Source organism: Rahnella sp. CG8, from assembly GCF_023701875.1.
In the GTDB taxonomy this organism is placed as follows: Bacteria; Pseudomonadota; Gammaproteobacteria; order Enterobacterales; family Enterobacteriaceae; genus Rahnella; species Rahnella aceris.
Genome location: NZ_JABAED010000011.1, coordinates 1 through 19737 on the forward strand (window position 1 = coordinate 1; position 19737 = coordinate 19737).

The 19737-nt window shown below is 53.5% G+C and carries 15 protein-coding genes and 1 pseudogene; 4 read left to right on the forward strand and 12 right to left on the reverse strand.

Annotated elements, in window-relative coordinates; translation table 11 throughout:
• Nucleotides 1-171 (forward strand): annotated as a pseudogene (locus HGO41_RS12080) (IS4 family transposase); the annotation flags it as partial.
• A 50-nt stretch (nucleotides 172-221) separates the two neighbouring features.
• Here HGO41_RS12080 and HGO41_RS12085 read toward each other — a convergent pair.
• The 11 genes from HGO41_RS12085 to HGO41_RS12135 all read right to left on the reverse strand — a co-directional run bounded on the left by HGO41_RS12085 (nucleotide 222) and on the right by HGO41_RS12135 (nucleotide 13660).
• Nucleotides 222-1544 (reverse strand): c-type cytochrome, encoded by a 1323-nt coding sequence (locus HGO41_RS12085; RefSeq protein WP_250981058.1) that lies wholly within the window; start codon nucleotides 1542-1544, stop codon nucleotides 222-224.
• Nucleotides 1545-1566: 22 nt separating this feature from the next.
• On the reverse strand, nucleotides 1567-3171 hold the full coding sequence (locus tag HGO41_RS12090) for a GMC family oxidoreductase (protein WP_112152287.1): 1605 nt from the start codon (nucleotides 3169-3171) through the stop codon (nucleotides 1567-1569).
• A complete protein-coding gene (locus HGO41_RS12095) occupies nucleotides 3164-3733 on the reverse strand; it encodes a sugar dehydrogenase complex small subunit (RefSeq protein ID WP_013575578.1) in 570 nt (189 codons plus the stop codon). The genes HGO41_RS12090 and HGO41_RS12095 overlap by 8 nt, the downstream gene beginning before the upstream one ends.
• Before the next feature lie 78 nt (nucleotides 3734-3811).
• Nucleotides 3812-4288 carry a GlcG/HbpS family heme-binding protein gene (locus HGO41_RS12100; protein WP_112197835.1) on the reverse strand — a complete coding sequence of 159 codons (477 nt, stop codon included), beginning with the start codon at nucleotides 4286-4288 and terminating at the stop codon, nucleotides 3812-3814.
• A gap of 417 nt (nucleotides 4289-4705) precedes the next feature.
• Nucleotides 4706-6685: a formate-dependent uric acid utilization protein AegA gene (gene aegA / locus HGO41_RS12105; RefSeq protein ID WP_200225256.1), complete on the reverse strand. Its 1980-nt coding sequence runs from the start codon at nucleotides 6683-6685 to the stop codon at nucleotides 4706-4708.
• Between the two features lie 209 nt (nucleotides 6686-6894).
• Nucleotides 6895-8448, reverse strand: coding sequence for a serine hydrolase domain-containing protein (locus HGO41_RS12110; RefSeq protein ID WP_250981059.1), 1554 nt, complete (start codon nucleotides 8446-8448; stop codon nucleotides 6895-6897).
• Nucleotides 8449-8531: 83 nt separating this feature from the next.
• Nucleotides 8532-9305, reverse strand: a complete 774-nt coding sequence (locus HGO41_RS12115) for an ABC transporter ATP-binding protein (protein ID WP_250981060.1) — start codon at nucleotides 9303-9305, stop codon at nucleotides 8532-8534.
• Nucleotides 9302-10132 (reverse strand): ABC transporter ATP-binding protein, encoded by an 831-nt coding sequence (locus HGO41_RS12120; protein WP_153375468.1) that lies wholly within the window; start codon nucleotides 10130-10132, stop codon nucleotides 9302-9304. The genes HGO41_RS12115 and HGO41_RS12120 overlap by 4 nt, the downstream gene beginning before the upstream one ends.
• Complete coding sequence (locus tag HGO41_RS12125) at nucleotides 10132-11058, reverse strand: ABC transporter permease (protein ID WP_013575572.1); 927 nt, start codon at nucleotides 11056-11058, stop codon at nucleotides 10132-10134. Before HGO41_RS12125 ends, HGO41_RS12120 begins: the two co-directional genes overlap by 1 nt.
• Nucleotides 11055-12068: an ABC transporter permease gene (locus HGO41_RS12130; RefSeq protein ID WP_013575571.1), complete on the reverse strand. Its 1014-nt coding sequence runs from the start codon at nucleotides 12066-12068 to the stop codon at nucleotides 11055-11057. Before HGO41_RS12130 ends, HGO41_RS12125 begins: the two co-directional genes overlap by 4 nt.
• A complete protein-coding gene (locus HGO41_RS12135; protein ID WP_112152282.1) occupies nucleotides 12065-13660 on the reverse strand; it encodes an ABC transporter substrate-binding protein in 1596 nt (531 codons plus the stop codon). The genes HGO41_RS12130 and HGO41_RS12135 overlap by 4 nt, the downstream gene beginning before the upstream one ends.
• A 250-nt stretch (nucleotides 13661-13910) precedes the next feature.
• Here HGO41_RS12135 and HGO41_RS12140 point away from each other — a divergent pair, with 250 nt between their 5' ends.
• Complete coding sequence (locus tag HGO41_RS12140; RefSeq protein ID WP_250981061.1) at nucleotides 13911-15023, forward strand: dipeptidase; 1113 nt, start codon at nucleotides 13911-13913, stop codon at nucleotides 15021-15023.
• A 228-nt stretch (nucleotides 15024-15251) separates the two neighbouring features.
• On the opposite strand, the gene ydgH is transcribed toward HGO41_RS12140, so the two are convergent.
• Nucleotides 15252-16205 carry a DUF1471 family protein YdgH gene (gene ydgH / locus HGO41_RS12145; RefSeq protein WP_013575568.1) on the reverse strand — a complete coding sequence of 318 codons (954 nt, stop codon included), beginning with the start codon at nucleotides 16203-16205 and terminating at the stop codon, nucleotides 15252-15254.
• 535 nt (nucleotides 16206-16740) lie between these two features.
• On the opposite strand from ydgH, the gene pntA reads away from it, so the two are divergent.
• On the forward strand, nucleotides 16741-18270 hold the full coding sequence (pntA, locus tag HGO41_RS12150) for a Re/Si-specific NAD(P)(+) transhydrogenase subunit alpha (RefSeq protein WP_013575567.1): 1530 nt from the start codon (nucleotides 16741-16743) through the stop codon (nucleotides 18268-18270).
• Nucleotides 18271-18279: 9 nt separating this feature from the next.
• Complete coding sequence (gene pntB, locus HGO41_RS12155) at nucleotides 18280-19671, forward strand: Re/Si-specific NAD(P)(+) transhydrogenase subunit beta (RefSeq protein ID WP_013575566.1); 1392 nt, start codon at nucleotides 18280-18282, stop codon at nucleotides 19669-19671.
• Nucleotides 19672-19737: the final 66 nt, after the last annotated feature.

Sequence of the window (19737 nt, forward strand, 5' to 3'; positions counted from 1 at the left end):
ATCGGGCTGCCGTGGGCATCAGCGGGAGCCATCCCGGGTCATCTGAAGCATTTTTACAGCACCGCAGCGATGCTAAAGCTGCCCTCGAGGCGTGAGCGTGAATATGCGAGGGAAGTGAGAGAAAAAAGGTCAAAATATCCCTTAAAAAACAATGCCGGTCACCTTAAGTGACCGGCATTAGCCTTGTGCGGCTCCTTTTGTTTAGCTTTCACCGTCGTGAATTATTTTTGCGTGCCATCTTCAATTTTCGGCGGATAGGGCAGGTCAGCGGCTTTACGCATCTTCGCCACATCTTTCGCGGTGACCGTGGCTCCCGCCGGATTGCCAAACTGTGTGCTGACGTAATGACTCAGCGTCGCAATCTGGTCATCATCGAGCTGACTGGCAAACGACGGCATCATGATTTCGCCTTTATCCATGTGGCGCTGGACGCCGTTGAGGATGACCGAAACCTGATTGCGGCTGTCGTAAGAACCGGTGTTGGTATGGCTGAACAGTGACGGATAGGCATGGAATCCCTCGCCGCTGCCTTCACCGCCTTTGCCGTGACAGGCTGCGCAGCTGGCATTAAACAGGGCGGCGGCTGACTGGTCGATTGTCTGGCCTTCGGCGCGCAGTGGGTAAATATCCTGATTCTGCTCACCCCATGCATCTCGCGGTTTGGTTTGCTTGTCATCTCCGATTGCCGGGACGGAACGGATATAGGTGGCAATCGCGTTCAGGTCACTGTCTGAAAGATGCTGCAGACTGTGCTCAATGGCTTCTGACATCGCCCCTGACGCTGACGCCTTACCGGCAACAAAACCTGTTTTCAGGTAAGTCACCAGATCCTGCTGCGACCAGTTGCCGATCCCGGCATTTTTATCCGGCGTGATGTTGAAAGCTACCCATGAGCCTAAATCGCCACCGGAAAACGCTTTGTCGGTGTCCATGCCCATGGTCAGCGTGCGCGGCGTATGGCAGGTGCCGCAGTGTTCCAGCGCTTCCACCAGATAAGCACCACGGTTCCAGTCCGCTGATTTGGACGGATCGTTTTTCAGCTCACCTTTGTCGAAGTTAAACAGCTTCCACACGCGCATGCCCCAGCGCTGGTTGAAAGGGAAGGACAAATCCGTCTGCGGGCCAGCGGAATGTACCGCTGGCAGCGACATCAGATAAGCTTTGATCGCTAAAACATCTTCACGTTTCATTTTGGTGAAGGAGTCGTAAGGCATAGCGAGATACAACTGTTGTCCGTCTTTGCCGACACCGTCACGTACCGCGCGCACGAATTCATCGTCCGTCCAGTTGCCAATACCAAACTGTTTGTCAGAAGAAATATTGGTGCCGTAAATCACCCCGAAAGGCGACGCCAGCGGATAACCGCCGCCGAATTTTGCCGTTTTATCCGCCCCCGGCGCAGTATGGCAGGCGGTACAGTCACCGGCTGTCGCCAGATATTCACCGCGCTTAATTAAATCTGCGTTGCCCGCTGTGTCATCAGCCCGGGCGGCGTTAGCCGCGACCATTAACGGCAGCAACGCCAGCATGAATTTCATTTTCATTACTCAGTCCTCAGAAAATCAATCAGGCCAGGCTTTTCAGCACCGTATCAGCCATACGCAATGCCAGCGCAGTTCCCGACAGCGTGGAGTTCACCGTTGAAGCAGAGGGCATAATGCCGGTCCCGGCGATGAACAGGTTCGGGTGGTCATGCGTACGGCAATTTCCATCCACCACGGAATCTTTCGGGTCGCTGCCCATGATCATGGTGCCGGTAATATGCTGGTTGTTGTCGTACACCCCACGCTTGCTGTACACCACTTCGGTGCCGCCCATTTCTTTGACGATTTTCTGAAAATCAAGCATCGACTGGTCATAACCGCGGTGAACGTAGTCCGGGAATTTGTAATGCACTTCGAGGCGCGGAATACCCCATTCGTCTTTCTCGGTTTTGCTCAACACCACACGGTTTTCCGGTTCCGGCAGCATTTCCAGCAGGCATTTCAGCTGAATAAAACGCTCGGACTGATAGGTCAGTTTGTCGTTCAGCGCTTTACCGTAATAACCCTGACGCACCAGACGTTCAGTCAGATAGCGCACCGGCGAGGTATTGGCGACGTCGATACGTAACGCAGAGCGATCGCGACGGAAATCACCATCACGCAGATTATTGATACTGCCCGGGCGCATCGGGCCGCGGCCGAAATACACTGGCTCGTCAGCGTAAAACTCAACAGAGGTGCCGGGGTGATCCATCAGATTTCGACCCACCATGCCGGAGCTGTTGGCGATACCATTCGGGTATTTATCGCTGGTGGACATCAGCAACAGTTTCGGGCTTTCGATGCCGTTGGCGGTCAGCACGAAGCGTTTACCGGTGACTTTATGGGCCACTTTGTCAGCATCCAGATAGTGCACAGCCACGATCTCGCCGCTGTCACTGGCTTCGATGTTGTACACCACGGCGTTGGCAATCACGCGCACACCGGCTTCGATGGCTTTGCGCGCCGAAATACCGCCGTGATACTGCGCATCAATCGGGCAAACAGGCATACAGTTATTGTTGCCGCAGCAGGCAGGACGACCGTCATAAGGAATACTGTTACGCGCCTGCGGGCCGATACCTAATACGTAACCGAGTTTGGCAATGCGTTTGCTGATGCGGTCAAAACCGTAGGGCAGCGGAATACCCGGCAGCGGATAGGGTTGTGAACGCGGTGAATCCAGCGCGTCGTCACCGGAAACGCCCATCTGAATTTCGGCTTCGGTGTAATACGGCTCCAGATCTTCATAACTGATTGGCCAGTCACGACCCACGCCATACAGCGTTTTGATTTTCATATCATTTGGCAGCAGGCGAAACGCCTGTCCCGCCCAGTGCCAGGTTGTGCCACCGACACCGCGCAGATACTGAGCAGCGTAGAGGTCCGGGCCTTTCTGGATCAGATAATTGTTATCTTTCGGCTGGAATTTCGGTTGCGGTGCCCAGGGTTTCGGCGGATAGGGTTCGGTAAAGTCGCCTTTGAGCGGTGACTGACGGAACAGTTCTACCGCTTCGTCTCGTTTGATCACCGGCCCGGAATCGAGCATCAGCACGGAAACGCCGGCTTTGACCATTTTCAGCGCAGCCAGCGAACCGGCGATACCGGCACCAATAACAACGACATCTGCATTCAGTGCATCAGCCATGAGCAATCACCTCCGTGGAATTTTGTTGCAGTGCAGCAGGCTTGTTGACCCAGAAATTCGGTTCACCCGGCGCATAACTCGGCGGCAGCAGGTTATTTTTCAGCAACTGATAGCTGACGATATTTTCAAATCCGATACATTTCTGACTGCCGGGTTGACCGACCACACCGAGATACCAGCCACTGACCAGTTGCTGATACAACTGCGCCAGCTCTGCCGGTTGCTGTGCAAGAAGCTGATGTAAATCATCACCCACCACGCCGCGGTGTGCGGTGATCAGTGCTGAAAGGGTACCGAGTTGTGAGTCGAGCTGCGCGTTGTTCTGCGACTGATGCAGCCAGCTGTAAAGTGCCTGAGCGAGGTGCGGTTCGAGCCTGTCCATGCCGGTCAGCTGTTTAGAAAGTGCCATAAAACTGTCTGGCATTGTCACAGCTGAAGCCAGCGGTGGCGCAGCATGGGCGAGGGTAGCAAATACGCCACCGCCCAGCATCTGGCTACCGATACCCGCAACCATGACGCCCGCAGTGCCGAGTATCCACCGGCGACGAGAGAGATTGATCATGCTGAAAGTCCGTAAATGTTCCGTATAAAACGGCCATGGGCGTGGCCGTCAACAAGAAGGAGTAATTGAAAGTGCCTGTTATTTCAGGACGCTGGCTGCTTTTTCTGATGACTGATTATCGATGTCCTGCTTCGGCGTACTGACACCGACGGCACCGACCACTTCACCGTTAATCGTCAGCGGGAATCCACCACCCAGTGGCACGGCATTCGGGATCGCCAATACGGTGGTTTCGCCACCCTGCAGGCGTTGCATGAATTTCAGCGAAGGAGCGTGGTAGAGCGCGGAAGTGCGCGCTTTGCCGATGGACGCATCAACACAACCGGCCGGAGAACCGTCAAGACGCTGGAAGGCCAGTAATGAACCAGATGCATCAACTACTGCGATGCAACCGGTGCTGTGTTGTTCCGCAAGAGTGGATTTCACACTGTCGATGACTTTGGCTGCCTGCGCGTTATCCAGCGGAGGATGTCCGGCGGCGAAAGCGGAAGTGGCGGAGAAGAAAAGCGTGGTGGCACACAGTAAAGCCTGTGTGGTGGTTTTTTTAACAGACATAGACTCATCCCTTGTAGCAGTAGCAAAACATGACTTGACGTATTTTTCGAATAAGATTTTTTAAATAAGTGTTTTAAATCAATAGAATTAAAAACAATAACGTTAACGGGCGGAACACTCTGGTGTGTTTCTTAATGCCACACGAACAAAGGCGTTATTGGTTTTTGTTTCGCGGATGTTAATTCAATTAACAAAACAGCAAAAGTGACGGTTGCGCTGGGAAATTAATTCCCGGGAGATTTTGTGCGGATATTATGAGCAAAGCGGGCCTGCAGGCCTTGTTGGATAAGGACTGAACATTTTGTGCTGTTACGAACCAGTTGATCCGTTTATATTAATTAAATGTGATCCTGTTAACAAAAAACCTCCCGAAAAGGGAGGTTTGTATTTTGCCGACAGCGCAAAGAAACGGGAGGGCTAATGGGCCGCCGGTCTGAGAGCCGGTGTACGGAAATCCAGCGATGCAATAATGCTGTTTGCTGCCTGTCGTCCGTCCGACATAGCTGTCACCACCAGGTCGGCGCCCCGCACCGCATCGCCGCCTGCAAATATCTGCGGGTGACTGGTCTGATACGGGAAGCGGCTGTGATGCGGGGCCTGTAACAATCCCTGTTCGTCGTGCCTCACCGACAGTTCATCCAGCCACGGCATAGCATGCGGCAGAAAGCCAAATGCCATAATGACCGCTTCCGCTTCGAGCAGGAATTCAGAACCGGCAATCGGTGTGGGTCTGCGTCTGCCGCTGGCATCCGGTTCTCCCGGGGCGGTACGGACTAAGCGGATACCGCAGACTTCGCCCCGGTTATTCAGCTCAATGCTCACCGGCTGAACGTTAAACATAAACTCAGCCCCTTCCTCGCGTGAGTTTTTCACTTCTTTCTTCGAGCCCGGCATGCTTTTTTCATCGCGGCGATACGCACAAATCACGCTTTTGGCATTCTGGCGCAGCGACGTGCGCAGACAATCCATCGCCGTATCGCCGCCGCCGAGCACGACCACGCGTTTTCCCGCCATGCTGACATAAGGCTCATGTTTCAGTTCGGGCAGATTCATCAGATGTTTGGCGTTCGCAATCAGGAAAGGCAGGGCGCTGTAAACGCCCGGCGCGTTTTCATTTTCCAGTCCGGCTTTCATCGCTTTATACGTACCCACACCTAAGAATATTGCATCGAACTCTTCCAGCAGTTGTTCCGCCTGAATGTCGACGCCGATTTCGGTATTGAGCCGGAACTCAATGCCCATTTCAGTGAAGATTTCCCGGCGTCTGACCAGCACGTTTTTATCCAGCTTGAACGCCGGAATACCAAAGGTCAGCAGGCCGCCGATCTCAGGGTGACGATCAAAGACCACGGCTTTTACGCCATGCCGCGCCAGCACGTCAGCGCAGCCCAATCCGGCCGGGCCTGCACCCACCACGGCTACGCGATAATTACGCGGAATAACCTCTGAAAGATCGGGTTTCCAGCCTTGTGCCAGCGCGGTATCGGTAATATAGCGCTCAATATTGCCGATGCTCACTGAGCCTTGTTTATCAAAAGTGCAGGCGCCTTCGCAAAGCCTGTCCTGCGGGCAGACGCGGCCACAGATCTCCGGCAGGCTGCTGGTGCGGTGCGAAAGTTCCACGGCTTCCAGAATGTGTCCCTGTTTCGCCAGCGCCAGTAATTGTGGGATATCGTTATGCAGCGGGCAGGTCCAGGCGCAGAAAGGGTGATCACTGCAATGCAGACAGCGGCCAGCCTGTTCTTCAACCTGCATCGGTGTAAAGCGCGCATAGATCTCATTAAACGTGCTTTTACGTTCGGTGAGCGGGGCTTTTGCCGCATCGAGGCGCGGTGGTGCCAGGGCGGCGGCGAATACGGCTGCTGATTTGCTGGTCAGTGAAACCTGAGGATTCCGGCCCATGGCGGCGCGGTATTGTTTATCAGCACGGTTCTGAGCAATGACCTGATCGGTGATGAGATGCAGTGCCTGTGTCGGGCAGGCATTGACGCATGCCTGTCCGTCCGGGCTGTCATTGCACAGATCACATTTATGCGCCACGGCTGCCGCGGCGGGTAAGCCGGTCAGCGGATAGCTCTCATGCTGTACGATATCAATGGCGCCAAACGGACAGGCCACGGCGCAGGTTTTACAGCCGATACAGCGTTCTTCCAGCAACTGAATGCTGTCGTTACGACGAACGAATGCGTTTGTCGGGCAAACCTGTAAACACGGGGCATCTTCGCACTGACGGCATAGCACGGCGCTATGCCGATCGTTTTGCCGGATGACATGAATGCGCGGGGTAAACTGTTCTTTCGACGGATAACATTGTTCATTGTGAGACAAGACGCAAGCGACCTCACAGGCGCGACAACCTATGCAAGCCTGAGAATCAGCAATAATAAATTGGTTCATTTTTACCCTGTCGGCATTTTAGTTTGCTGTGGTCTCTCATAGACCACACAAATACTATGGGTTTGTTTGTCATCCTAATGGATACAAACACAGGGTTTATTTGAGGTGTGTCACAGTTTGACGTGTTGTTGCAGTGAGGGAGTTTAAAAAAACGCCGCCAGACGTGGGCCGGGGCGGCGTTTTGCAGGACAACGCTTCGCAGGTTATTTTTACGGATGCCAGCTGCTGCGGCATTCATCACGACGGAAACTCAGCACGCGGCTGCGGTTGGAAATCAGCCGGACGTTGTAGCCCTGGAAATAAAGACAGAAGTTTTTCTTCCACGGTCCGTCAGGGAGTTCCACCAGCAAACGCCCCGCACCCAGCGATGTTAACTGGCCGCTGGCACGCAGCGTGCCGACGCCCATCAGCAACTGATCGCCCTCAATATCAAAGGCGGCTTTCGATTGGGGATGATACCAGCGCCCCTGAACCATTTTCAGGCAATCATTGGTTTCCACCGGGGTAAAGTAACGCGGCGCGTGTCCGATTTCACCCTGAATGGCGGTGCCGTCCCAGCGCAAACGCATCGGCATGTGTGCGGATAGGGTGATGGCCTCGTCGGCGTCCGCGCCCTGATAGAGGTTATCGGCAGCGCCGAGATAACTGGCCGTGCCGTTGCTGACTTTTAGCCAGTACGGCTCGGCAATGCTGGCGTATACACCATCCGGCAATGCATGGCTACGCGCCGGGAGCGGCGCAGCTAACAGTGACGACATGACTTCCAGCACATGGGTAAACGCTGTGGTGTCTTCGCGATTGGAGACCAGCGCAATGCCTGCATCAAGCTCAGGATGAAGCAGGAAATAGGTTTTATAACCGGCATGGGAACCGCCGTGGCCGTAAACCGTATGTTCACCGATTTTCGTCGAGGTGATGCCCAGCCCGTAAGCGGAAGGAATGTCGCCTTGCAGATAACGTTGTTCTGTCAGCGTTTGCAGTACGCCCGCGCCCGGTCCGTTTTGTGAAAGCAGGCTTTGCAGCCATACTGAAAGCGAACGTACGCTGCCGGTCAGGCTACCGGATGCCGACAGATGCAAACCTGCGACGGCTGTTTTCCAGCCGGTGGAGTCCTGCCAGTAACCGGGCACCAGGTCCTGGACGATATCGAACCAGGTTTCCGGCGCATGGAAAGCGATATCCAGCGGCTGCGCGATATACTTTTGCAGCAGATCCTCAAACAAAATGCCTTTTTGTTTGAGGATTTCTTCCACCAGCCGGTAACCGGTGTTGCTGTAGGAAATCTCGGTCCCTGCTGTGAAGTTCAGAGCGCCGTCCTGCGTCAGGAATTCTATAATGGCACTGGCTTCGCTGACGTTGTAAACAGAAATCCCCAGCAGCGAAAGGGTTTCCCGCACGTCCGGCAGGCCTGCGGTCATGTCCAGCGCCTGCCCGAGGGTCACTTGTGACATCGGCGCTTTCAGTTGCGGTAAATGCTGACCAAGGGTATCACTCACCGAAAGACTGGCATCGCTTTTCAGCAAGGCCAGTGTGGCGAAAATATGTTTTGTGACAGAGGCATAGCGGACAACAGAATCGATGCTGAAAGGTGTCGATGTGCTGAGGTTTGCCAGCCCTCCGGTCGCGAAACTGCGGAGAGTTTTACTGTCAAAAAGGGTGATCGCGCCGCCCGGTTCTCCGGGTTTATCCCAGTTTTTAGTTATGCGTTTTGCTGTTTCTTCAGCCGCCTGCCACTGTAATGCAGACTGTTCGGTGGATGTCATTAACGTCTCCTGACTGTCTTTCAGTGAAAAAGTGGGCAGCCCGGGCTGCCCGCGAAACCCAAATACGTTCACGGCAGGAACGATTATCCGGGCTCCTCTAAACTGAGACTTAACGATCGTAACTCGGCTGTGTGCGGATGGCTGACGTTGCCCATCCGTAAATCGTCTGTGCTCAGAAGTTCGACCATTTCACCACCAATCATTACGCCAATGCTGGTGCAAAGATGCGTAACGACGGCCAGATTGTGACTGACCAGAATATAAGTCAGTTTCCGGCGTTCACGCAGGTCGCTTAGCAGGTTGAGGATCTCCGCCTGCACCGAGACATCCAGCGCCGAGGTCGGCTCATCGAGCAGTAAAATTTCCGGTTCTGAAATCATCGCCCGCGCGATTGCGACCCGCTGACGCTGACCGCCGGAAAGCTGGTGCGGGAAGCGAAAACGCACCGTCTGCGGCAGGCCGACTTCGGCCAGCGCATCAGTGATACGTTTTTCGATATTCAGAAAACCGTGCACAATCAGCGGTTCGCTGAGAATGCGGTCAATGGTCTGGCGCGGATGCAGCGAGCCGTACGGATCCTGAAATACCATCTGCACGCGGCGGAAAAAGCGTTTCTGGCGCACCGGCACCTGATCTTCGCCGCCAATCACCATCCCGCCGGACCAGGACTGATTCAGCCCGGCCAGTGCGCGTAAAATGGTGGACTTGCCCGAGCCGCTTTCTCCCACGATGCCGAAACATTCACCGGGCGCGACACTGAAACTCACGCCTTTCACCACTTCGGTATCGCCGAACGCGATGCGCAGGTTATTGAGGATTATTTTGCTGTTATCCAGAGGAGGGAGTTCTGCTGTCATGAGGTTTTCCATGCTTCGTCACGCACCAGCACTGGCAGTCTGTCCCGAGGATGTTTCAGCGACGGCAGACATTCCAGCAGCCCGCGGGTGTAAGGATGTTGAGCTTTCAGTAAATTACCGGCTTGTAACGTTTCGACGATACGCCCGGCGTACATGACGGCCACGCGGTCACAGAATTTCGATACCAGTGGCAAATCATGGCTGATCAGAATCAGCCCCATGCCGCGGCTGGATACAAGGTCATCGAGCAGACGCAAAATCTCAGCCTGCACAGTGGCATCAAGGGCGCTGGTCGGTTCATCGGCAATCATCAGTTCCGGATCAGGAGCCAGCATCATGGCAATCATTACGCGCTGACCCATGCCGCCGGATACCTCATGGGCATAACGCTCGGCCACTTTATGCGGCTCACGGATACGCACCTGATCCAGCAGTTCAATTGCCGCATTCATGGCCTGTTTTTTCGAGCCGCCTTTATGCGTTTGCCAGGCTTCAGCCACCTGTTTACCGACCGGCATCACCGGATTGAGCGAGTATTTCGGATCCTGCAAAATGAAACCTACCCGCTTGCCACGGATCTGACGCATTTGCTTCTCGCTGGCATTGCGCAAATCGATGCCGTCGAAAGACAGCGCTTCGGCGCGACACCTTGCGCTGGAAGGCAGAAGGTTCATCAGGCAACGTGCTGTCAGGGATTTACCCGAACCACTTTCGCCTACGATGCCAAATTTCTCCTTACCCAATGACAGCGATACGCCGCGAACGGCATCGAAACTGCCGCTGTTGGTCTGAAACGTAATATGCAGATCTTTGATATCAACCAGCATTATTGCTCCTTAGGATCGAGGACGTCACGCAGCCCGTCGCCGAGGAAGTTAAACGCCAGAGAGGTCACAAAAATGGCAATGGCCGGAATTAACGGTACCCACCATTCACTGAACAGGAAGCGGCGGGCAGTGGCAATCATCGCCCCCCATTCCGGCGATGGCGGTTGAGCGCCCATACCTAAAAAGCCCAGACTCGCAGCGGTGATAATGATCGAACTCATGTCCAGCGTGATACGCACCACCAGGCTTGGCACACACAGCGGCATGATATGGCGCAGCACGATGCGGGCAGGTGTTGCGCCAGTCAGACGGCAGGCGGCAATATAATCCGTGCCGCGTACCTGCATGGTTTCTGCACGTGCAAGGCGGGCATACGGCGGCCAGGCGGTGAGGGCGATCGCCAGAATAGCGCTCTCGATGCCGGGTTTCAGTGCAGCCACAAAGGCCAGTGCCAGAATCAGACGCGGGAAGGCCAGAAAAATGTCGGTGATGCGCATCAGAATACGGTCAAGTAATCCGCCCGCATAACCGGCCACGCAGCCAATCAGCAGGCCGAGCGGGGCGACAATTGCCACCACTATAATCACCATTCCGAGCGTGATACGTCCGCCATAAAGAATACGGCTCAGGGTATCGCGGCCCAGTTCGTCTGTTCCCAGCCAGTGCAGGGAAGACGGTTTTGCCAGACGATGCGCCAGATCCTGTGCGCCCGGGTCGTAGCTGGTCAGCCACGGCGCGCAAAGGGAAATCAGCAACACAATCAGCACGGTAAACAGGCCGGTTACTGCCAGCGGGTTTTTACGCAGACCGAGCCAGATGCGGTAACGACGGCCCCAGACGGCTTGCGTGCGGGTGTGCGGCGTGTCGGCCAGCAGCCAGGCGCGGCTGCCCGCGCGGGGTTGAGGTATGACAGGTAAAGTGCTCATTTTACGCGGGGATCCAATAGTCGGTAGAGAAGGTCAGCCAGCAGGTTGAGCAGCACATAAATCGCGCCAATCAGCAATGTTGAGCCGATCACCGGATTCATATCCGCATTCATCAGCGACACGGTGAGATATTGTCCGAGACCCGGCCAGGAGAAGACGTTTTCTGTGACCACGGCGCCTTCGAGAAGGCCCGCGTACGTCAATGCCAGCACGGTGATCAGTTGTACACCGACGGTGGGGAAGGCATGTTTCCAGATAACCCGTTGCGCCGAGAGTCCCTTGGCGCGGGCGGTGATCACGTATTCCCCGCCCAGTGCGTTGAGCATGAAAGTACGCGTCATGCGGGTGATATAAGCCATGCTGAAATACGCAAGGATCAGCACCGGCTGCACCATATGGGCGAGGGCATCCCAAAATGCGCCCATGTCACCGGCCAGCAGAGAATCCACGGTAAGCAAGCCGGTGACCTGCGGGATCATGTCCTGATAAATGATGTCCTGACGTCCCGGCCCCGGCGCGATACCCAGCGCAGAGTAGAAAATCAGCAGGCTGAGCAGCGCCAGCACAAACACCGGCAGCGAGTGACCGGCCAGACATACCACGCGGATAGTCTGATCAATCCAGCTTCCCTGACGGGTGGCGGCCCAGACGCCCAGCGGAATACCGACAATGGCGGCGATAATGATCGCCGCCGTGGCCAGTTCCAGCGTGGCAGGGAAAAACCGGGCGATATCCGTGGTGACCAGATTGGAGGTCAGGGCAGAGCGCCCTAAATCACCGTGGAATACCTGACTGAGATAATGGAAAAACTGCAACCAGAGGGGCTGATCCAGCCCCATTTCATGACGAACCCGTTCGACCACTGCCTGCGGGGCATTATCGCCAACCGCAGCCAGAACCGGGTCCGTCGGCATTACGCGACCGATAAAAAAAGTCACTACCGACAGACCAAACAAAGTAAGACAAACGCTGATGCAGGTACTCAGAAATCCTTTGAGTCTCTTGCTCACGCTTTAACAACCTTCTCGTAGGGGCTGGTGCTCATTACAGTCAGTACCACACCGGAAATCACTTTGCGGCAGGCGGCGGTCATGGTCGGTTGCAGCATGATGGCAAACGGGCTGTTTTCCATATGTTTGGTCTGCAATTCTTCATAGAGTTTGATACGGGTGGCCGGATCCGATTCTTTCAGCGCCTGGGTGCTCAGATCGGAGATTTCCTTATCCTGCCAGCTACAACGCCATGCCAGCGTACGGCTCTTGGCGGCGTCGGTGTTATCCGGATTGCTGCAGAAGGCTTCGGCGTTAGAGTTCGGGTCAAAGTAATCCGCGCCCCATTGGGTCATTGCCAGTTGTTGCTGACGTGCACGCATTTTGGTCAGTACCTGACGGCTTTCCGCAGCCAGCAGCGTCACTTTAATCCCCACTTCGGCGAGGTTAGACTGCAATGCCTGCACGATGTCAGAAGAAGGTGAAGCGGAGTAGTGATCTAAGGTGATTTCAAAACCATTCGGGAAACCCGCTTCGGCCAGCAAGGCTTTGGCTTTTGCCACATCACGTTTGTACATGATGGTGTTCACTGCCGCCGGGAACCCTTCAGGCAGGAAGCTCTGATGGATTTTGTGGGTCAGCGGCACGATATGTTGCTGGATATTCTCGTAATCGATAGCCCATTTGATCGCCTGCCAGACCTGCGGTTTAGCCAGATTCGGATGCGCGGTATTGGCAGACAACATAAAGGTGCCGGCGATACCTTTTTGTACCAGCGTGAAGTTTTTGTCGTTGATCAACGGACGCAACTGCTCGGTGGTCAGGTTGCGGGCGATATCCACATCGCCTTTTTGCAGCATCAGCAACTGAGCGGAAGGGTCGATAATATGGCGCATGATGATGCGCTGAATTTTGCCTGCGTGCGGGTTGTTCTTGTTGCTTTCCAGAATCACGGATTCACTGACTTTCCAGTCGCGCAACTTGAACGCACCGGAACCGGCACTGTTTTTCTTCAGCCAGGCATTACCCAAATCGTCACCGGTCTGATTCGCCAGGCAGGCGGATTTTTGCACGATACTGCCGACGTTGGCGGTCAGGCAATACAACAGGAAGGATTCAGATGCAGGTTCAGCGGTTTTGATCACCAGCGTTTGGGCGTCAGGCGCGGTAATCAGGCTCTCGACGTTATCTTTGGTGTAACCAAACTGGTTAATAATGTAGGCCGGGCTCTTATCGAGTTTCACAACGCGTTGCAGGGAGAAAGCGGCGTCTTCGGCAGTAACCGGTTTGCCATCGGCCCATTTGGCTTTCGGATCCAGCTTGAAGGTAAAGGTTTTTTTGTCGTCAGAAGCCGTCCAGGACACTGCAAGATCGCCTTCAATTTCATCAGGGGAGGCCAGTTTAGGTTTCACCAGTTGCTGATACATATTACCGGTAATTTCACTGCCCACGGACTCAAAGCTTTCATGCGGATCAAGGCTGGTAATGATGTCGAGCTGAATAGCCATGACCAGTATTGATGCCGGCGTGGCAGCAAACACGGCATCAAATTTCAGGTAGGACAGCACAGGTATTGCGGAAAAACCGGTAACAAATTGACGCCTGGTAACCATAACTACTCCCATCGTGTTGATATATAAAAGTAAAATTAAAAATTACGGTGGCAAACCCTTGACTTAACTCCGGGCAACTGGCTTAAATGAAAAACGGTTGCTTTGCACTCGTCGACGTTTCATATCGAAAAAACTAATGTGAAGCGTACTGTGTTTGTTCAAAGCTGGTGCAGCATGACTCCATTACTGCACCCCGCATGAACAAATCTCCGTTGTCTTAGTCATGCTTAATCAAAGGTAGACCTTTTTTATGAATAACGTAGCGCACGGAACTGAAGAATTAATGCCGGTTTTTGATGGACATAACGATGTTTTGCTGCAACTTTGGACAGAACATCATCAGGATCCTGAACGCGCATTCCTTCAGGGGCCCGCCAGCGGACAACTGGACCTGCCGCGCTGTCGTGAAGCAGGCTTTGCTGGCGGGCTTTTCGCCGCCTGGGTGCCGACTCCGGATATTGATCTAGCAATTAGCGTGCCGGATCGTTCAGTGGACCCCCGTTTTCTGCCCGAAGGTACTCAAAAATATCCTGATTTTTCCCCTACACCTTCTTTCGATTTTGCACGTGATGTCACATTTGGCATGATGGCGTTCCTGCTGAGAATCGAAGCGCAATCGCAGGGCAAGGTGAAAATTTGTCGTACCGCGCAGGAGATCAGGCAGTCAATGCATAACCATGCATTAGCTGTGGTTATGCATATTGAGGGCGCCGAGGCAATTGATGAGGATTTGTATAATCTTGAGGTGCTTTACAGCATGGGGCTGCGTTCCCTGGGGCCGGTATGGAGTCGTCCGAACATCTTCGGTGAGGGTGTGCCGTTTAAATATCAGACCTCACCGGATACCGGACCGGGGCTGACAGAGGCGGGTGTGCGTCTGGTGAAAGCCTGTAACCAGAAACGCATCATGATTGACCTCTCTCATCTGAATGAAAAAGGCTTCTGGCAGGTGGCTGAATTAAGTGATGCGCCGCTGGTGGCCAGCCATTCCAACGCATTCAGTATCTGCCCGCAGTCACGTAACCTGACCGATAAGCAGCTGCACGCCATCAAAGAAAGCCAGGGCTTCGTCGGGCTGAACTTTGCGGTGCCATTCCTGCGTGAAGACGGTAAACGCAGTGATGATACCGGCACCGATATTATGGTACGTCACATGGATTATCTGGTTGAGCATCTGGGTGAGGAGGGGGTCGGATTGGGATCAGACTTTGATGGCGCATCGATGGCACCGTTTTTGAAGGATGTGCGCGGGTTACCGGTGCTGGTTGAAGCCCTGCGCAAAGCGGGCTACGGCAATGCGCTGCTGGAAAAAATCTGCTACAAAAACTGGGTGAATGTGCTGGAACGTACCTGGGGAAACTAAGCGGGCCGCAAGGGCGTTCGCGGCAAAAAAAAGCAGCCACCAGGGCTAATGCCGATCAGTTAAGCATTTTTATGAATACAAATTCATTTTTGTGCTTCAAAGGATAATGAAGGAATCAGGCTTATAGCGCTATTTTTCTTCATCGAAGGCCCAAATTCACGGACCTCATTTCCTTAAGTGACCAGCATTAGCCACCTGGGCTGCCTTTTTGCTGTCTGTCATTCCGACTTATTTGAAGAAGTCTGCGCTTACAGTCAGGTTGCCACCGCTCTTGTTCTGCCACTGGCGGGTAATGTGGTAGAACTTGGCACCCTTGGCAGCCGCACGGTTCGCGACTTCCTGCGAAACATCCGTGGTGCTGTTGAAGTGGCCGGTAAAAGTGGTGGAATCAAACGGAACCATCTGTGCGGCAGTTACGTCATTCACTTCCTGAATCTTTGCACCGTTAGTGGCAGTGACAGTGTAACGCTTACCAGTTGATGACTGCGTTTCAAAGAAACGGCCAACATCACGGCTTGGGCTACCAGAGGATGCCACACCCGGAATTTCGACCTTGGCTGCTGCTGCGCCGCCCGCTGCCAGTGCTGCTTTACCGGCTTCAGAATCAGCAGGGATAGCATCCGGAGACTGAACAACACGTTTTTGTGCATCTTTCTTATAAATGAATGCAGTGATGTACTGGTTGCCGCCGCTGTTGGCATCAATCTGGCGAACGATGAAGAAGGAATACGCCCCTTTTTCTTTCGCTGCTTTCGTAATGGCATCGTTGACGTCTGGCTGGCTGCGGTAGAAACCGTTAACGGTGACGGTATCGAAAGGTTCGAGGCCGTAAGCAACATCTTTAGGCAGCTCAACCACACCGTTGATAACACGGTAGTGAGGATCATTGCTGATTTCTGGCGCATCTTTTTTATAGATGTCTGCAACTACGCGCCAGTTCCCGCTATTGTTAGTGCTGTTGGTATCTTGAATATAAAAATAATCTGCACCCAGCGTATCGGCACGGCGGGAAACGGCGTCAGCGGCGTCGCCCAGCGTGTTGAACCGCCCGGTAATAACAATGCGATCAAAAGGCTTGATGGCTGCGGCTTTCTGCGGGCTAATTTCCTGCGCGGCATGTGCAGCAGACAGCGCAGAAACAGAAAACAGGGCCGATGCGATGATCGTTTTTGTCAGCTTCATAAAAAATCCTTCCACCTTGCGCAGTAATGTTGAAACGTGCTGAATTCTTGATGTGTAACAGGTTAGCGGACGATTATTGCATGTAACAATGCCAAGTGTCTCAGCAATTTATGGCAATAATGCGTGTGCTACCGGTATATCACATCACTTTTATTACTGCGCATAACTTATATAAGTTTGTTGAATAATCCAAGTAGTGAAATAAATGTTAATTATTCACTATTTTCTAACTTTTATGCCCAGTCCGAGCGGGTTATGGTAGAAGGATCCTGAGTGATTGATCCGGTGTTATGGTTGTTATGAGGTGGATTAAAGGCTTGTTTCTCAGGGTTTGCAGCAGGTTTGCGGACCATATCGACTTTTTTAATATTAATTACCTGTCTATCGCTGTGATACGTAGATTATTGATTAGATATTCAGTAGGTTATAGTCAGCCTGAAAAAATAAAATTCGGTGGCTTATGAACCGACGGGCTTGTACTTGAATTGTTATGTCGATGACAAAAATCATCAATGAAAAGGGTGAAGGGAATACTATGCGTATTGGTGTACCAAGAGAGCGGTTGACCAATGAAGCCAGGGTTGCAGCCACGCCGAAAACGGTGGAGCAGTTGTTGAAACTCGGCTTTACGGTCGCTATCGAACAGGGGGCCGGTAAGTTAGCCAGCTTTGAAGACTCGGCTTATGAGCAAGCGGGGGCATCAGTCGTCAGCGGTGATGATGTATGGCACTCAGATATCGTTTTGAAGGTTAATGCGCCAGAAAACGATGAAATCGATAAATTACAGGCGGGAACCACGTTAGTCAGCTTTATCTGGCCTGCGCAAAACCCTGATCTGATCCAAAAACTGGCCGACCGTCAGGTGACGGCAATGGCTATGGATTCTGTGCCGCGTATTTCCCGTGCGCAATCCCTTGATGCCCTGAGCTCAATGGCTAACATTGCCGGTTATCGTGCGATCGTTGAAGCGGCGCATGAGTTCGGTCGTTTCTTTACCGGGCAGATTACTGCCGCAGGTAAAGTGCCACCGGCAAAAGTGATGATTATCGGTGCCGGTGTGGCAGGGCTGGCTGCTATCGGTGCAGCTGGCAGCCTCGGTGCTATCGTCCGTGCGTTTGATACCCGCCCGGAAGTGAAAGAGCAGGTCAAAAGTATGGGCGCTGAATTCCTCGAGCTGGATTTCGAGGAAGAAGCAGGCAGCGGCGACGGTTATGCCAAAGTGATGTCCGAAGCGTTCATTAAAGCGGAAATGGCGTTGTTTGCGGCGCAGGCCGAAGAAGTGGACATTATCGTCACGACCGCGTTAATCCCTGGCCGTCCTGCACCGAAACTCATCACCAAAGAGATGGTTGCCTCTATGAAGCCGGGCAGTGTGATCGTCGATCTGGCGGCTCAGACAGGCGGTAACTGTGAGCTGACAGTAGCAGACAAAATCACGACCACTGAAAACGGCGTGAAGATTATCGGCTATACCGATTTGCCAAGTCGTCTGCCAACGCAGTCTTCCCAGCTTTACGGTACCAACCTGGTTAACCTGCTGAAATTGCTGTGCAAAGAGAAGAACGGGGAAATCGAGATTGATTTCGAAGATACCGTTGTGCGCGGTGTAACAGTCGTGAAATCCGGCGAAGTCACCTGGCCTGCACCGCCGATTCAGGTCTCTGCTCAGCCTCAGGCTGCGAAAGCCGCAGAGCCTGTTGCCAAAGCTGAAGCCAAACCGGCGTCGCCGTGGACCAAATTCATCATTATGGCTGTGGCTATTGTGCTGTTTGGCTGGCTGGCGAACGTTGCCCCGAAAGAATTCCTTTCCCACTTTACCGTATTCGCGCTTTCGTGCGTGGTCGGTTATTACGTGGTGTGGAATGTCAGTCATGCGCTGCATACCCCGCTGATGTCGGTGACTAACGCCATCTCCGGGATTATCGTGGTCGGTGCCGTACTGCAAATCGGTCACGGCGGCTGGGTGAGTTTCCTGTCCTTCGTCGCAGTTCTGATTGCCAGTATCAATATTTTCGGCGGATTCACCGTCACTCAGCGCATGCTGAAGATGTTTCGTAAGAACTAAGGGGAATATATGTCTGGGGGTTTAGTAACAGCAGCATATATTGTTGCCGCAATTCTGTTTATTTGCAGCCTGGCTGGGTTGTCAAAACATGAAACATCCAAGCAGGGTAACATTTTCGGTGTCACCGGGATGGCGATCGCGTTAATCGCGACCATCCTTGGACCTGACTCCGGCAATGTTGGCTGGATCATCGTTGCTATGGTGATTGGCGGTGCGATCGGTGTTTATCTGGCGCGTAAAGTCGAAATGACCGAAATGCCTGAGCTGGTGGCGATTCTGCACAGCTTCGTGGGTCTGGCGGCGGTTCTGGTGGGCTTTAACAGCTATCTGGATCACGGTGTTGTGCCGATGGAAGGCGTGATGGAAAATATCCATCTGACCGAAGTATTCCTCGGTATCTTCATCGGCGCAGTGACCTTTACCGGTTCGATTGTGGCGTTCGGCAAACTGCGTGGGATCATCTCTTCCAAACCGCTGGCATTGCCACACCGGCATAAACTGAATCTGGCTGCACTGGTCATTTCCTTCCTGCTGATGGTGATGTTTGTTCGCACTGAAAGCGTAGGACTGCAGGTTCTCGCATTACTGATCATGACCCTGATCGCACTGGCGTTTGGCTGGCACCTGGTGTCCTCCATCGGTGGCGCGGATATGCCGGTTGTGGTTTCCATGCTGAACTCCTATTCCGGTTGGGCTGCAGCTGCGGCAGGTTTCATGCTCAGCAACGACCTGCTGATCGTCACCGGTGCGCTGGTGGGGTCTTCCGGTGCAATTCTGTCCTATATCATGTGTAAAGCCATGAACCGTTCGTTCATTAGTGTGATTGCAGGCGGTTTCGGTACTGACGGTTCTTCTACCGGTGATGCTGAAGAGATGGGTGAATATCACGAAGCCAGCGCGGAAGATGTGGCTGATATGCTCAAAAATGCCAGCTCAGTAATCATCACTCCTGGCTATGGCATGGCAGTTGCTCAGGCACAGTATCCGGTGCATGACATCACGGCGAAATTGCGCGCGAAAGGCATCAAGGTGCGTTTCGGTATTCACCCTGTTGCGGGGCGTCTGCCGGGCCACATGAACGTCTTGCTGGCCGAAGCAAAAGTGCCGTATGACATCGTGCTGGAAATGGATGAAATCAATGATGATTTCAGCGATACCGACGTGGTGCTGGTTATTGGTGCCAATGACACCGTGAACCCGGCCGCGCAGGAAGATCCGCGCAGCCCAATCGCCGGTATGCCAGTGTTGGAAGTGTGGAAAGCGCAGAACGTGATTGTGTTTAAACGTTCAATGAATACCGGTTATGCCGGTGTGCAGAACCCGCTGTTCTTCAAAGAAAATACCCAAATGCTGTTTGGCGATGCTAAAGAAAGCGTAGAGAAAATCCTGCGCGCGCTGTAATCAATCGAAATCCGTAATGCAAAAGGCCAGTCAGTTGACTGGCCTTTATTTTTTGTATGAATCAGA